Source organism: Mariniflexile sp. HMF6888 (assembly GCF_044335535.1).
GTDB lineage: Bacteria > Bacteroidota > Bacteroidia > Flavobacteriales > Flavobacteriaceae > Mariniflexile.
In genome coordinates this window covers 144,853-160,647 of sequence record NZ_JBIQVZ010000007.1, presented here as the reverse complement: position 1 = coordinate 160,647, position 15,795 = coordinate 144,853, and the positions used below count along the sequence as shown (strand labels likewise).

The following is a 15,795-nucleotide window of genomic DNA, read 5'->3' as shown; positions in this document are numbered from 1 at the left end:
ATGTCTAATCTTTAAATGTCCTTTCTCCCTATTAATATAATAAATAAGATAAAATGTTGATAACAATACAGAAATACCAGTGGCAATTGAAGCGCCTGCTGTACCAAAAGGGAATACAATTACTAGTAATATGTCTAATAAAATATTTAGTGCTACAGCAAAAACAGTAGCATTCTTTGTCACTTTTGGAGCACCATCATGGCTTACAGCGTTTCCTAAAATCATCCTCAATAGAAAAATAGGAATCCACATGAATCCCCAAAACATATAATCTAAGGTCTTGTTGAATAATTCAGTATCCGTGCTACCAACTAAAAAAGAAACAATATCACTTGCTATCAAAGGTGTTAATACTATTATTATAAGACCAAATAATATAGCAAGCGTAGTTGTAAACTGAAAAATCTCTTGCGCTTTGGAATAATTACCCGCTCCAAAGTTTTTCCCCATTAAAATACCACCTCCTATAACCAATGTTAGACCAAATGCAATGAAGATCGTAATTACAGTACCAAACATTCCTACGGCTGCTACACCTTCTTTTCCTACATACTGCGAAAGAATAACACCATCTACCACTTGAAGTATAGTAACAGATAATAAACTTGTAAGGATGGGAATGTAATATTTAAAAAACAATGATCTTATTGAGTCTTTGTCTAATTGAATATTATTTTCCATGATTTATTTTTTTGGGGAGCGAAATTACATTATTTTTTCGAAATAGCTAGAATAAATGTAATCAATAGAATCATAGTTAAATAAACGTTTTACAACACAGTATTAAAATTAATGGCTTGGTTCTAGCCTACTTGGAAAATTCCTTTGGAATTTTTCGCTGGTAAGTATCTATATGGAAAAGATTTTTTTTGAAGTCCCTCTTTATAAAAAAATAACTATTCACGAAACCGAAGATGAAACGACCATGACCAAAACTTTGTACACCCAAGGAAATGATTATAGGCGTTCCATGTGTCCTTTCAAAAACAAATAAATATAAACACATAAAAAGTTAGATGGAGTTATTGATTTTTACTTATAATTCCCAACCTAATAAGTTGCCAAAAACAACCTATAGCAGCGATTTTAAACTAAAGGAAACCATCACTTTGAGTGCGTCTATGTAATTGTTTTATAAGACTTAAATAAAAAATCCCTTTAAATACATTCTGTAGCCTTACCCAAATTTATGCTCTTATTTTATAGTATGGAAACAAGAACACTTAAGGAATTCCCCGCTATCGCGAGCGCCATGTTATTTAAGTTAATAACGTAAGTTCGATGTCATATAATCTGATATCCAGATGTTTGAATAGTTAAACGATATCATTACAAAACAATAGTTCAGGTTGGTAAACATACCCTGTAACTTTTAACTGTTTAACCGTGTAATCGTTGAATTGTATATCACAAACTTCATCGGTAAACTGAACACTGAACACTGAACTCTGAACATTTAAACAGTCTTTAAAACGGCATATCCAAAATTTACCGAAAAGGGAACGCACCAAACGATGACATGATTATATACCGTGTAATCTACATTTACCGGCAAGGTATATTCGTAATTGCCATCGGTGCCTTTTAAAGCGCCCAATGTTATATAGGTAGCAGCCGAAGTATCTGTTGCTAAATACACTTCCAATGAAGGGCCTTCATCTGTTTTGAAATTAGTAAGAGACAATATGGTTTTTGCATCATTTATTGTAGCTTTTCCCAAGGTTGTATGGGCACTTGATACAAAATTTCCTTGAAATGCAGAAGTATCACTAGGCATGTTATCTTCTTCCATTTGCATGTCTTCTGCATCCATCATAGGTGCATCTGAATCTGAACTGGAACACGATTGAAACGACATTAAAACTATAAACAACAGATAAAAGATTTTCATAAGAATGGTTTTAAGGACTCGTTTTTTGGTCGAGATTTAAATAAAAACATTACAGATGCATGAAAAATAGAAACTAACTCTTAGTACATGACAAAAATCCAAATATATTCAGATGTCTTTATGAGTTTTCGAAGTCGTATGGATAAAGAAGTAGTATAGAAGGACTTCGACAAGCTCAGTCTGACAACGTAGGGTTTGAATTGCTTTGTGAAACGTAGTTTGTCAAGCTGAGCCTGTCGAAGCTATTGAAAGTAGTACCAGTAATGGACTTGGACAAGCTCAGTCTGACAATGTAGGGTTTAAATTGGCTTTGTGAAACGTAGTTTGTCAAGCTGAACCTGTCGAAGCTACATGCAGAAGTATTTAGAATTGGACTTTGACAGAAACCCTATGTGACACGCTTTAATTTTGTCATGTACTAAAAAACTAACTAATCCTCTTTATCTTGTTTTGCTTTTTGAATAATGGCTTTTAAACGTTCTTTTCTCAGCTGCGCTTCTTCCTTTTTCTTGTTCTTTTTTTGAACCATTAACTTGGAATGCTTTGCTTTGTTTTTTGTGTTTTTATCCCGACCCGTTTTAGCCATAACAACAGTTACTTTTTATAATGTTTAGCGTACCCACGATATGCAAAAACGGCTAATAAAGCAACTATAGCAATAGTGATGGCTATAATATTAAAACTCGCAATTTGTTGACCCGATTGGTATGAATGTAAACCCGATAAGTAAAAATTAACTCCAAAATAGGTAAAAATAATACTTGAAAAAGCGACAATGGACATGAGGTTAAAAAACCATCTGCTACGGAGTCCTGGAATTAATCGCATATGGATAACAAAGGCATAAACCATAATACTAATAAGCGCCCAAGTTTCCTTTGGATCCCAACCCCAATAGCGTCCCCAGCTTTCGTTTGCCCACATACCTCCTAAAAAGTTTCCTATAGTTAGCATCACCAAACCTACGGTTAGCGCCATTTCGTTTATGATGGTAAGCTCTTTAATGTTTAAATCCATTTTAAGTTTATTCTTTTCGGTGGTGAAAATCATTAATAATAATGATACCACGCCCAGAATCATCCCTAATGTAAAAGGGCCGTAACTGGCTACAATAACCGCCACATGAATCATTAACCAATAGCTATTTAAAACAGGTTGGAGGTTGGCGATGGCGGGATCCATCCAGTTCCAATGGGCAATCATTAAAAGCATGGCAGTTACAAATGCTCCTGCTGCTATGGTTAAATCAGAAGTATTTCTTTTACCTAAAATTGCCAGCACTATTCCTGAAATATCCTCTTTATGAATTTTCTCTTTTTTCTTGCTTACCCCTACAATAAATCCAAATAACATAGTAGACCAAGCAACATAAATGATAGACTCATAAGCATCACTCCAAGGCGCATGACCAGAGATATACCATCGTGTAATTAACCCTAACGTGTGTAAAATAAACAGCCCCAGAATAATAAACTTAGAAACCGTTATAGTAATGTTTAAAGCCTTATTTTTCTCCTTGAAAATCTGAACAATTAATAACACAAACAATAAGCTACCTGCATATAAATACCAACTGAATAGCTTTTTAAAAATATCGTATTTGTTGTATAGGATTTCAGTTTTGATTTTTTTATCGGTCAACATGACCGAAGCCCCAATTTGATGTTGTGTTTTTTTGAAAGCGTCCAATAACTTTGTTGCTTCAGAAAAATCGCCCGTTTGTTTCGCTGTATTTAATGTATACAAATACATTCTGAAACCATTTCTTATAAAGTTTCCATAAAGGGAATCTTCTACTTTATAATCACCATGTTTGAATTCATTGGCCGAAATCCACTTGTTATTTTCATCGTTTGGAATCGGGAATATTTTTAATGAAGTACCTTCAATGGTGTTATATAGTAAATTAACACGCTGGTCTGCTTCTTTAATTTGCATTTGATATCCATTAGGCGCCAAAGCTTTATAAGCATCATCTAAAAATGGGGTTAATTTGTATTCCCCTCTTTCAGTAAAAAAATCGGCAAGGGTTGCATATTTTTCTTTGGTATCTACTTGAATAAGATGCCTTATGGTATCTGCTTTTTTTGCTGCTAAATAAATAATTGGCACATTGTACCAAAGCATGGGGCTTTCTTGCATGGATAAAAACACTTGGTTCGCATCAAAATCGCCATAAGTGTCATCCTTGCTTAATTTGCGAAGCATTTCAGAGGCATACGTATTCACTGGCATCATACGCCCACTTAAATCCTGTATCACCAAATGCCCAAAGGCATCGGCGTGCTCTTTTGGGGTTATGTTTGCTGCTAAAACAGAATCTATTTGCGTCTTTGTAGGTTTCGCTCTGTGGTTATGTCCATCGTTTTCAGAATGTGTTTGAGCAAACGAATTCAACCCAAAACATAAAATAAAAACACCTAGTAATTTTGCCTTTTTGGCTTTTACTTTTTCCAACTGATTTTTTAAATCGCCAAAACGAGATCCTTTGGTAAACAAAATAGCCAACAATCCAAAATACAGTAAAAAATAACCAATGTAGGTAATTAAAGTGCCCCAATAATCGTGGTTTACAGATAGGATAGTGCCTTTTTCATCGGGGTCAAAACTCGATTGAAAAAAGCGATAACCTCTGTGGTCCAATATATTATTCATAAAAATTTTATAGTCGAAGCTTCCTTCTTTCTCATCTACAACCGTTATCTGACTTGAATAAGCCGAATAGCCTTTTTCGGTACCTGGATAACGTTCCGCTTCAAAGTCATTTAGTTTAATGGCGAAAGGCAACTCCATAACTTTAGAGCCGTATTTAAAGGCAAAGTCCAATCCTCCAACAGAAACCTGTTTAAAAGCGTTATTCATTCCCTTACCTCCTAACAAACCAACATGCTGGGCTTCTCCATTGGTTGTTACTTTTAACACAACGCCATCCTCATCATTCTTTAAAATCTGTGATTTTTGTACGATATCAAAAACGCCTTTTACAACAGGCTTTGGAAATACCATTTGCATATCCCCGATTACATAACGCGCACGTAGCATTAAAGGCTGTAAACTATCTTTAACCAAAGTACCCTGTGCCATCGTTGCCATAACCATATACTCGCCTTCAAATGGGGATTGAATAGTAAGATGATCGTTTTCATAAGTAATATTTATGGCTCCATTTGTTGGTTTGTTTAATGCAAATAAGACATTATGAATACTTTGCACCTCTCCTACTTTTAAGAAATGGTTATGTGGCGCCCCGCCTCCTGCTTCAACGACTTTTAAATAGGCTTCGCCATGTTCGTCTGGAACAATATCTTCTTCCGCACCTTTTATAAATTTCTCCAACTCAATGGTTACGGGTTGTTGATTGTATTTGGTTTCTATTTTAAAATCGTTTTCCAAACGTGCAGAAAAATCAACTTCTTTTTCGATAGGTAAACGTTGTGGTACACCATCAATTTCATAATCGCCATCAATGTATGTTGTTATATATGTTTTTTGTGATAGAAATGTGTTTTCGGTAGCACCTTCCCGTATGGCCATCATCCCTTCAAAACTGATGTACCGGGTAATGAACGCACCTAACAGAATAAAAATAAAAGCTAAATGCAGTACTAAAGTTGACCATTTTTCCTTTTTATGCAGTTGATACTTAAAAATATTCCCTACAAAGTTTATAACAAAAAACACCATAATAGCCTCAAACCACCAAGCATTATAGATTAAATTTCTGGTATAGGGTGTTGGTGATGTATTTTGTCCGGCATCTAAAAATGTACCTGTAGCCATAGCTGCTGCAAATACTAGAAATAAAATACCGGTAAGTCGTGTTGAAAAAAGAATTTTGGCGAGTTTATTTTGCATAATATGAACCCAATTTTAAGGTCGAGCAAATTTAAGTATTTAAGTTTATTTTGAAGTGTTAAAGTTTAAGAGTTTGATAAGTTTATGGGGTTATGAGTTGTAAAGTTGCAAAGTTGCAAAGTTTCTAAGTTTCAAAGCTGCAGAGCTGCAAAGTTACAAAGCTTCAGAGCTGCAGAGCTGCAAAGTTTCAGAGTTACAAAGCATCTGAAAAAAGCAACTGCATACTGAACACTGCTTACTGAACACTGAACACTGCATACTGCGACTGAACACTGCATACTGCCTACTGCGACTGAACACTGCATACTGAGACTGAAAACTGCTTACTGCCTACTGAACACTGAACACTGCATACTGATACTGAAAACTGCTTACTGCCTACTGAACACTGAACACTGAGACTGAACACTGCTTACTGAACACTGCCCACTAACCCCGTGCTTCAAAAATTTTTAAATATAGAAATGTTCCCATTTTACGGGCACGCTGTTTGGCGTTGTTTGCGTAGTCACCTTCAAAAAGCTCATCAATAGTTTCAAACCAAAGGTTTAGCCATAGACCAAAATGTAGCTCTGTAATACTGTTATTATTTTCTTTATCCACTTTTACGTGTGCTTCTAAAGGATTCCCTAAATATTTGGTTTTTAAAAACAAACTCGCTTCCCAAAAAGAGGTCAAATTTTCTAAATGTGTGTCCCAATCTTTTATAACATCATTAAAAAAAGGTCCCAAGACAGCATCTTTTCTGACTTTCTTGTAAAATGATGACACTAATAAATATACATCGTCCCTGGTTTTAATATCTTTTTGCATGTTACAAAATTACGTTATTTTTTTCTCGCTAAGTTGCAAAGTTGCAGAGCGGCAAAGCTACAAAGTGGCAAAGTGGTTAAGCTTCTAAGTGGCTTGATATGGATTGTCCAATTTAAATATCTTTAAATATCTGAAAATTAAAACTCTGAAGCTGGGAAATTTTGCTCGCTAAGGCGCTGAGGCGCAAAGTTGCAAAGCGGCTAAGTGGCAAAGCTACAAAGTGATAAAGCTTCTAAGTGGCTGGTATGAATTGCCAAATCTTTAATATTTTATTAACTCTAAATCTCTTTAAATTTCTGAAAACTTTGAAATTTTACGTGCTAAGGCGCAAAGGCGCAAAGGTGCTAAGTGGTAAAGTTTCTATGTGGCTGGTATGGATTGTTGAATTGTTAGGGACATTTTATTAGTCTTAAATCTCTTAAAACCTTGAAAACCAGAAGATATAAAACTCAGAAGCTATGAAACTTAGGAGCTTTGAAGCTTTGAAGCTTTGCAACTTTGAAGCTTTGAAGCTTTGCAACTTTGAAGCTTTGAAGCTTAGGGACTCTGAAACTTTGCAGCTTTGAAACTTAGAAACTCAGAAGCTATGAAACTCAGGAACTTTGAAGCTTAGGAACTCTGAAACTCTGAAACTTAGGAGCTTTGAAACTTTGCAACTTTGAAACTTTAAAACTTTTAATCCAACTTTTAACTTAACTTCTGTATTTTTGCCGTATGATTTCAGTAGTAATTCTCGGTGCAGGCAATGTTGCAACACACTTATTCAAAGTGTTTAATAAAGTAGAGCACGTTTCTATTATTCAGTGGTATAACAGAAGTATAAACGCTATGAAGGCGTATAAAAACGATGTAGATATTATTGATGATTTAGCGCAACTTAAAGAAGCCGATTTATATATTTTAGCTGTAAGCGATGATGCTATTAAATCACTTTCATCACAACTTCCTTTTGAAAACAGATTGGTTGTACATACTTCTGGAGCTGCAGGTTTGTATGATATTGATAAAAAACACAAACGAGGGGTTTTCTACCCATTACAGACATTCAGCAAAACGGCAGAAATCGATTTTGCCAATGTCCCTATTTGTATTGAAGCCTTAGAAAGTCCAGATTACCACATTTTAAAAAATTTAGCTATATCTATTGGAAGTCCCACCAAGAAAGTAAATACCGACCAACGCAACGTATTGCATTTAGCAGCTGTATTTGTAAATAATTTTACGAATCAACTTTACAGAGTAGCACATGAAATAACCGAAAGCGAAGGTGCTGAATTCGATCTTTTAAAACCCCTTATTTTAGAAACCGCAAAAAAAGTGCAAGATCTATCGCCTTATATGGCGCAAACAGGTCCTGCAAAACGCAACGATACAAAAACCTTAAAAAAGCATTTAAAACTCTTGCAAGACCCACACCATAAAGACATTTACAACCTATTAACAAGCTCTATACAACGCACACATGGAAGAAAAAAGTTATAAAGAATATTTAAATCATATCACCACGTTTATTTTTGATGTAGATGGTGTACTAACCAATGGCACTGTTTTAGTAACAACATCAGGCGAATTATTAAGAACTATGAGCATTAAAGATGGATACGCTCTTAAATTTGCTGTTAGTGCAGGTTATAATGTGGCCATCATTTCCGCAGGAACTAATGAAGGTGTTAAATTACGTTTAGAAGGCTTGGGCGTTAAAGACGTGTTTCTGGGTGCACATGATAAAGTAAAACAATTTGAAGCCTATATAAAAGCCAATAATATTAAGTCTGAAAATATTCTATATATGGGTGATGATGTGCCAGATTACCCTATAATGAAACTAGTGGGTTTACCAAGTTGCCCGCAAGATGCCATTCCTGAAGTAAAAGGGATAGCCAAATACATCTCCCACAAAAAAGGTGGTGAGGGTGCTGCTAGAGATGTCATTGAGCAAGTGTTAAAAGTACAGGGGAAGTGGGCGCTGTAAAAGGCCTTATGCTGTAAGCTGTAGGCTGTAGGCTCAAAACAATAACCTTTAACTTTTATGAAAAATTAAGTTGAGTAGAAATAAAAGAAGACATAGCACCGGTTTTGGTTATATTGGTTTTGGAAACAACCAAAGCATCTTTAATCAACATTCCAAAACACCTTTTTCTTCGCTTAAGGAAACCCTTGAACAAAACTCACAAACTCATTTTCAACTCAATTTTACACATAAAGATTTAACCAAGGCTGAAAAAGAGATTATAAAAAATAAAATAAGGAAGCAGGAAAAACTCCAAATGAGAAAAACCATTATCCTATCAATTATAATTTTAATAGTAGTTATTTTTTCAATTAAACTATTAATAGATACTTTTATGTCCAATATTTAATTCTTTCACACTGAACCTCATAACTCTGCAACTTTGCAACTTTGAAACTTTGAAACTCTAAAACTTTGAACTACCTAAACCTAATCCGCTGGAAAAATTTATTAATGATTGCCATCGTGCAATTACTAATTAAATATGCTCTTTTAGAACCTTTTGGTGTTCAAACAAGTTTGGATACTTTAGGAATTACGCTTTTAATATTAGCAACCATTTGCATCGCAGCTGCTGGTAATATTATCAATGATATTTTTGATGTTGAAACCGATTCCGTTAACAAACCCGATAAACTCATTGTTGGTAAATCCATTTCAGAAAAAACCGCTTACAACTTGTTCATCATTTTTAATGTAATAGGTGTTGGCATCGGGTTTTATTTATCACATTTGGTAGATAGAAATGCCTTTTTCTCCTTATTTGTTATCATTTCGGTATTGCTTTATGTGTATGCAAGCTATTTAAAACAAACCCTTTTAATTGGTAATATTGTTATTTCAGTTTTAGTAGCACTAACATTAATTATTGTGGGTGTTTTTGAGTTGCTTCCTTCAACCACAAGTATCAACCAGCAAACACAGTTAACCTTTTTTAAGATTATTTTCGATTATGCGGTTTTCGCTTTCATTATTAATTTACTTCGAGAAATGACCAAAGACCTTGAAGACATTAATGGCGACCATAAAACAGGTATGAATACCTTACCTATCGCCATTGGTAGTGAACGAGCTACTAAAGTAGTGTTCGCTTTATCTTTTATTCCCCTGTTTGTTGTTGGTCAATATGTTGTTAATTCGCTTTATAAAAACCAAATAACCGTTTTATATTTTTTAATTTTTATAATTGCCCCACTACTCTATATCTCTATTAAACTTTTTAGCGCATCAACAAAAAAAGACTTTCACCATATTAGTAATGTGCTTAAATTCGTGATGCTTTTTGGAATGCTTTCGCTACTTTTATACAAGTTTACTTTATTATAATGCTGAACGAAAAAATAAAAAACCACAACATTATTTTAGCTTCTGGTTCTCCCAGGAGACAAGAGTTTTTTAAAACATTAGGATTGGATTTTGAAGTTCGATTAAAACCAATTGCTGAAGAATACCCAATGCGTTTAAGACATTTTGAAATAAGCGATTACTTAGCACAACTAAAAGCGTTACCTTTTAAAGACGAATTAAAAGAAAACGACATCCTTATCACTAGCGATACCATTGTTTGGCATCATAACAAAGCTTTAGGTAAACCAAAAAGCGACGCTGATGCTTTTCAAATGATAAAATCGTTAAGCAATACAACACACGATGTTATTACTTCGGTTTGTTTTACGACAAAAACCTTAGAAAAAACCTTAAATGCCATTACAAAAGTTACCTTTAAGGATTTATCGGACGAAGAAATATCATACTACATAAACACCTTCAAACCATTTGATAAAGCAGGTGCTTACGGCGTTCAAGAATGGATTGGACTTATCGGTGTTACAAAAATGGAAGGTTCTTATTTTAATGTGATGGGCTTACCAACACATATTGTTTACAGAACATTAAACGATATCGTTAATGATTTGTGAAAACTAAAATACAACAAGGCTATGTTGCGTTTCTAACGTATCTTTGTTTATCGTTCAATTCAAATAAAATTTACAATGTTTTTTGAAACCTACAAAAACGAATTAATAATAACCGGATTTCTATTACTTTTTTTGCTCATTGTTAGGTTTATTTTAACCACGCTTATAACTAAAATATCCAGAAAAAACGGCATTAATATTGCCCGTATCCATCTAATAAACAGATATGTATCAGTAACGCTATTTTTAATTGCACTCATCGTTATACCATTTATTTTTGGTACAAAAATGGAGCAGTTAGTGGTGCTTTTCTCTTCTGTTTTTGCTGTAATTGGTATTGGTTTATTTGCCATTTGGTCTATTTTAAGCAACATCACTTCGGGCATTATTATGTTTTTCTCTTTTCCTTATAAAGTGGGCGATAAAATTCAAATACACGATAAAGATTTTCCATTAGAAGGCATTATTGAAGATATTAGGGCTTTTCAGTTGCATTTACGCTTAGAAAATGGCGACTTGGTAACTTACCCCAACAATTTAATGTTACAAAGAGCCGTAACGCTTGTTGAAAAAGATGCTATAGACGATGATGCTATAGACGGTATTTAAGGAGGCAGTCTAAAAAGTCTAGTTCTATGTCATATTGAGGGTGTCGAAATATTTTAACTTACTGGTAATCAATATCAGTTTCGACAAGCTCAACTTGACTAATTAAATTTAAAGGACTTTTTATACAACCTCATAAATATATCCTTATATTTATTGAATGGCAAAAAATAGGATCAAAAAACATCATAAAAAACTGGGAAAATCTCCTGGAAGTATGATTTATACCGGCGATAAATCAACTAAAAAATTATTTATTGAGGTTTTTGATTATAATATCGAAACGTGTGTTGAAAAAGAATTATCAACCATAGAAGAAGCTTTCGATTTTAAACATTCCGATTCTGTTACATGGATAAATATTAATGGTTTGAACCATGTTGAAGAAATTGAAAAATTAGGCAATCATTATAATTTACACCCTTTAGTTTTAGAAGATATTGTTAGCATTTCGCAACGTCCAAAAATAGATGAATATGAAGACTACCTTTTTGTAGTGCTTAAAATGCTCTATATGGACAAAAACGATACTATAGCTTCAGAACAAGTTAGTCTTGTTTTAGGAAAAGGCTATGTGCTATCATTCCAAGAATCTGAAGGCGACGTATTCGATACCGTTAGAGAACGCATAAGACAGGGTAAAGGTAGAGCACGCAGCATGCAAGCCGATTATTTACTTTATATTTTAATGGACACCATTGTAGACCATTACTTTACCATCATTGAAGATTTTGGCGATAAAATCGAAGATTATGAAGACAGTATTTTTTCTGGACAAGTTAATAAAACCATCAACAAAGACATTCAAGATTTAAAACGGGAAATTCTTCGAGTACGCCGTGCCATTTTTCCGCTTCGCGAAGTCATTAATCGCATCGAAAAACACGAAAGCACGCTCATTCTAAAAAAAACAAAAACCTTTTACCGTGACATTTACGACCATTTAATTCAAGTCTCTGAAAACATAGATATTTACCGTGAGATGATTTGGAGTTTAATGGATATGTACATGACATCCATTAGCAATAAAATGAATGAGGTTATGAAAGTGCTTACCATAATGGCCTCCATTTTTATTCCTTTAACATTTATAGCCGGTATTTACGGTATGAATTTCGATTACATCCCCGAACTACATTATAAGTACTCTTACTTTATTTTATGGGGTGTTATGATTGTTATGTTTTTAGGTATGCTTTATTATTTTAAGCGGAAGAAATGGCTATAAATAGTGGTTTCTGTCAATTTGACATTTTCTAAATTCTGTGCATTTTATTGAAAGCTTTTGGTATATTTTTTGAAATTATTCCATAAAAAATGAGTTCAGCTTAAGCACAATTGCCGATTTGCATATTAGTATGTAACTGTCTTCGACAAGCTCAGACTGACAAATGTTGAATATTTAAAATCTTGAATATTTTTAAAAATACAGTCCTACTGAAACCTGTTGAAGCTTTTCTATTGATATAAATTTGCGTTGAATCCTTAAGTCGAATTCAGATTAAAAAAATTGTTTAATTTAAAATGTATCAATTATGAAAACACTTAAATTCATTCTAATTTTCTTTCTTCTATTTTATAATTGCATGGCACAAAACAAACAAAAAACCAAAGAGGATTCTTTAAAACCAAACGAAAATGTTCAGGTAAACAAAGAATATGAGGAGCACGGCAATTTAATAAAATACGATTCCATTTATTCGTATAGCTACTCGTCCGACGGAAAAATTAACGACAGTATAAAAATGCAGTTCCAAAAGCATTTCAAAAACCATTCATTCTTTAACGATTCGTTTTTTGATGATTTCTTCAAACAAGATTCAGCTTCTGGACATTTCAACCCGCACAACTTTTTTTATAAAGGTTTCATGAATCAAGATGATCACATCAAAAACATGATGAAACGTATGGACTCTATTCAGCAATTATTTTTTGAGCAAAACTTCCAAAGTATCATTCCTGCCGAACCTGAAAAAAAAGATTACAAAAGAATCTAAATGCCCGTATTTCAAAACCGTTAAATAAAGATTAAAACCAGCAAAAGTGCTGGTTTCTTTTATATATTTGGTTTTTAGCTAACAAATAAACATGCGAAAAACGATACTTTCTACCATATTAGCACTACTTACTTTTACAATTTTACAAGCCCAAAAACCAACAACACCCTCTTCTTCGGAAATTTTTGAATCCATTCAGAAACTCAATTTTTTAGGCTCGGTATTATATATTGCTGCACATCCAGACGATGAAAATACCCGACTCATTTCATATATGGCAAATCATGAAAAAGCCAGAACTGCCTATTTATCGATAACACGAGGTGATGGTGGGCAAAACCTCATTGGTCCTGAAATCGGAGAGCTTTTAGGCGTCATTAGGACCCAAGAACTATTAGCCGCAAGACGTATTGATGGCGGTGAACAACTGTTTACCCGTGCCAACGATTTTGGTTATTCCAAAAATCCCGAAGAAACGTTGGCTATTTGGAATAAAGAAGCTGTTTTAAGCGATGTGGTTTTAGCTATTAGAAAGTTTAAACCGGACATTATTATAAATCGTTTTGACCACAGGACTCCAGGAACCACACATGGACACCATACCGGTTCCGCCATGTTAAGCTTTGAAGCTTTCGATTTGGCCGGCGATAAATCGGCATTCCCTAGCTTACTAAAACAGGCTGACCCATGGCAACCTAAACGCTTGTTTTTCAATACAAACTCATGGTTTTACAGAAGTCAGGAAGATTTTGATAAAGCCGATAAAAGCAACATGCTAAGTTTCGATATTGGTACCTATTATCCATTAAAAGGGATGTCGAATAACGAAATAGCATCCTTAGCAAGTAGTCAGCATTTATGTCAAGGTTTTGGACGCTTATCGCAACGTGGTTCCCAAAAAGAATACATCGAATTTTTAAAAGGTGATGCCATAACAAATAAAGAAGCTATTTTTGATGGCATTGACACCTCTTGGAATCGTATAAAAGGCGGAACAGCCATTGGTACTGTTTTACATGCTGTTGAAAATAATTTCAATTTTAAAGACCCTTCGGTACATATCCCACAATTATTGGAAGCTTATAAATTGCTCCAAAGCATTCAAGACGAACATTGGAAAACCCAAAAAACCGAAGAACTAAAATCGATTATCGAAATGTGTGCCGGTTTATATTTAGAAGCATCGGCAGAAACTCCAACAAGCACTTTAAATCAAAATGTTAAAATTAACATAGAAGCTTTAAATAGAAGCAGTCAAAATATTGTATTAGAAAGCATCGTGCAAAATGATGGAAAAACAATATCAAAAAATTTAGAATTAAAAAACAACGATCCTGAAAAGTTTGAAACTGAGTATTATATTTCAACTGAAGAAAAATATACATCGCCCTATTGGTTAAATAAAAAAGGCTCTTTGGGCATGTATGAAGTCGAAAATAAAGCGTTCATAGGATTGCCAGAAACACCAAGAAACGTTGTTGTTAACTTCAATTTAAAAATCAATAACACACCTATTACCATCAGTAAGGATGTTGTATATCGCTACTCTAAACCAGATAAAGGTGAATTATACCGTCCTTTTGAAATTATTCCTGAAGCCTCAGCTAAAATAGTAGAGCATGTCATCATTTTTAGCAATGACAAAGAACGTGATGTTACCATTGCTGTAAAAGCTGGTCGTGATAATTTAGAAGGTTTTGTTGAAGTTTGTCACCCAAAAGATTGGAACGTATATCCCGAGAAACAAAAAATAAGCATTGCCCATAAAGGTGAAGAGCAAACCTTAACATTTACAATCATTCCTCCTAAAAACCAAAGTGAAGGATATATCAGTCCAATTGTTCATGTAAACGATAAAGATTACACCAAAGAACTCATCGAAATTAATTACGAACATATTCCGTTCCAAACGGTTTTACTACCAAGTGAAAGCAAAGTGGTGCGATTGGATATTAAAAAGAGCGGTGAAAATATTGCCTACATTGCTGGCGCTGGCGATGTCGTTCCAGAAAGTTTACAACAAATTGGCTACAATGTTTTAACTATAAAACCTGAGGAAATTAGCACCGAAACTTTAAGCAGATTTGATGCTGTGGTGGTGGGTATAAGAGCCTATAATACCGTTGAAAATTTGGATTTCAAACAACAACTATTATTTGATTTTGTTGCCGATGGCGGTAATATGATTGTACAATATAATACCAGCAGAGGTTTAAAAGCAGACAATATAGCACCTTACGCTTTAAAATTATCTAGTGATAGAGTGACTGACGAAAATGCCGAGGTTCGGTTTTTAAATCCGAATCATCCCCTTTTAAACTATCCCAACAAAATAACCCAAAAAGATTTTGAAGGCTGGACCCAAGAACGTGGTTTGTATTTTCCAAATTCTTGGCATGATAAGTTCACTCCTGTTTTATCTATGAACGATAAAAATGAAACATCAAAAGATGGTAGTTTATTGGTCGCAAAATACGGTAAAGGCTATTATATTTATACAGGATTAAGCTTTTTCAGAGAGTTTCCCGCAGGTGTTTCCGGAGCCTATCGTTTGTTTGCTAATATGTTATCCATTGGAAAAGAAGATTTAAAATTAGAATCTAAATTAAACAATTAGCTATGAGTGAAGAGAAACCAATAAAACAACCTTGGCTAAGACTGTACTCTTTAGTTTTAATAGCGAATGCCATCTATTTTATAGTC

The 15,795-nt window shown here is 34.1% G+C and carries 15 protein-coding genes; 10 read left to right on the top strand and 5 right to left on the bottom strand.

What is annotated here, in order from left to right:
• A partial coding sequence (locus ACGLWY_RS15075) for an MATE family efflux transporter (protein ID WP_396620497.1) occupies positions 1-681 on the bottom strand: 681 nt, incomplete at its 3' end.
• Positions 682-853: 172 nt separating this feature from the next.
• Between ACGLWY_RS15075 and ACGLWY_RS15070 the strand changes: the two genes are divergently transcribed.
• A complete protein-coding gene (locus ACGLWY_RS15070) occupies positions 854-994 on the top strand; it encodes a hypothetical protein (protein ID WP_396620496.1) in 141 nt (46 codons plus the stop codon).
• 462 nt (positions 995-1,456) lie between these two features.
• On the opposite strand, the gene ACGLWY_RS15065 is transcribed toward ACGLWY_RS15070, so the two are convergent.
• The 4 genes from ACGLWY_RS15065 to ACGLWY_RS15050 form a co-directional block, all read right to left on the bottom strand.
• The gene (locus tag ACGLWY_RS15065; RefSeq protein ID WP_396620495.1) at positions 1,457-1,891 is read right to left on the bottom strand and encodes a DM13 domain-containing protein; all 435 of its coding nucleotides are present in this window, start codon (positions 1,889-1,891) and stop codon (positions 1,457-1,459) included.
• 430 nt (positions 1,892-2,321) lie between these two features.
• Positions 2,322-2,477, bottom strand: a complete 156-nt coding sequence (locus ACGLWY_RS15060) for a hypothetical protein (RefSeq protein ID WP_396620494.1) — start codon at positions 2,475-2,477, stop codon at positions 2,322-2,324.
• 8 nt (positions 2,478-2,485) lie between these two features.
• Entirely contained in the window at positions 2,486-5,746 is a 3,261-nt protein-coding gene (ccsA, locus tag ACGLWY_RS15055; protein ID WP_396620493.1) for a cytochrome c biogenesis protein CcsA, read from the bottom strand.
• A 429-nt stretch (positions 5,747-6,175) separates the two neighbouring features.
• Complete coding sequence (locus tag ACGLWY_RS15050) at positions 6,176-6,559, bottom strand: group III truncated hemoglobin (protein ID WP_396620492.1); 384 nt, start codon at positions 6,557-6,559, stop codon at positions 6,176-6,178.
• A 714-nt stretch (positions 6,560-7,273) separates the two neighbouring features.
• Here ACGLWY_RS15050 and ACGLWY_RS15045 point away from each other — a divergent pair.
• The 9 genes from ACGLWY_RS15045 to ACGLWY_RS15005 all read left to right on the top strand — a co-directional run bounded on the left by ACGLWY_RS15045 (position 7,274) and on the right by ACGLWY_RS15005 (position 15,709).
• Positions 7,274-8,041, top strand: coding sequence for a Rossmann-like and DUF2520 domain-containing protein (locus tag ACGLWY_RS15045; RefSeq protein WP_396620491.1), 768 nt, complete (start codon positions 7,274-7,276; stop codon positions 8,039-8,041).
• Entirely contained in the window at positions 8,022-8,531 is a 510-nt protein-coding gene (locus ACGLWY_RS15040) for a KdsC family phosphatase (protein WP_396620490.1), read from the top strand. The genes ACGLWY_RS15045 and ACGLWY_RS15040 overlap by 20 nt, the downstream gene beginning before the upstream one ends.
• Positions 8,532-8,601: 70 nt before the next feature.
• The gene (locus ACGLWY_RS15035) at positions 8,602-8,919 is read left to right on the top strand and encodes a hypothetical protein (protein ID WP_396620489.1); all 318 of its coding nucleotides are present in this window, start codon (positions 8,602-8,604) and stop codon (positions 8,917-8,919) included.
• 65 nt (positions 8,920-8,984) lie between these two features.
• Positions 8,985-9,896 (top strand): geranylgeranylglycerol-phosphate geranylgeranyltransferase, encoded by a 912-nt coding sequence (locus ACGLWY_RS15030; RefSeq protein ID WP_396620488.1) that lies wholly within the window; start codon positions 8,985-8,987, stop codon positions 9,894-9,896.
• Positions 9,896-10,489 (top strand): Maf-like protein, encoded by a 594-nt coding sequence (locus tag ACGLWY_RS15025; protein ID WP_396620487.1) that lies wholly within the window; start codon positions 9,896-9,898, stop codon positions 10,487-10,489. Before ACGLWY_RS15030 ends, ACGLWY_RS15025 begins: the two co-directional genes overlap by 1 nt.
• 75 nt (positions 10,490-10,564) lie before the next feature.
• Positions 10,565-11,098 (top strand): mechanosensitive ion channel domain-containing protein, encoded by a 534-nt coding sequence (locus ACGLWY_RS15020; RefSeq protein ID WP_396620486.1) that lies wholly within the window; start codon positions 10,565-10,567, stop codon positions 11,096-11,098.
• Positions 11,099-11,255: 157 nt separating this feature from the next.
• Positions 11,256-12,323 (top strand): magnesium/cobalt transporter CorA, encoded by a 1,068-nt coding sequence (corA, locus tag ACGLWY_RS15015; RefSeq protein ID WP_396620485.1) that lies wholly within the window; start codon positions 11,256-11,258, stop codon positions 12,321-12,323.
• A 307-nt stretch (positions 12,324-12,630) separates the two neighbouring features.
• On the top strand, positions 12,631-13,092 hold the full coding sequence (locus tag ACGLWY_RS15010) for a hypothetical protein (RefSeq protein ID WP_396620484.1): 462 nt from the start codon (positions 12,631-12,633) through the stop codon (positions 13,090-13,092).
• A 91-nt stretch (positions 13,093-13,183) separates the two neighbouring features.
• Positions 13,184-15,709: a PIG-L family deacetylase gene (locus ACGLWY_RS15005; protein ID WP_396620483.1), complete on the top strand. Its 2,526-nt coding sequence runs from the start codon at positions 13,184-13,186 to the stop codon at positions 15,707-15,709.
• Positions 15,710-15,795: the final 86 nt, after the last annotated feature.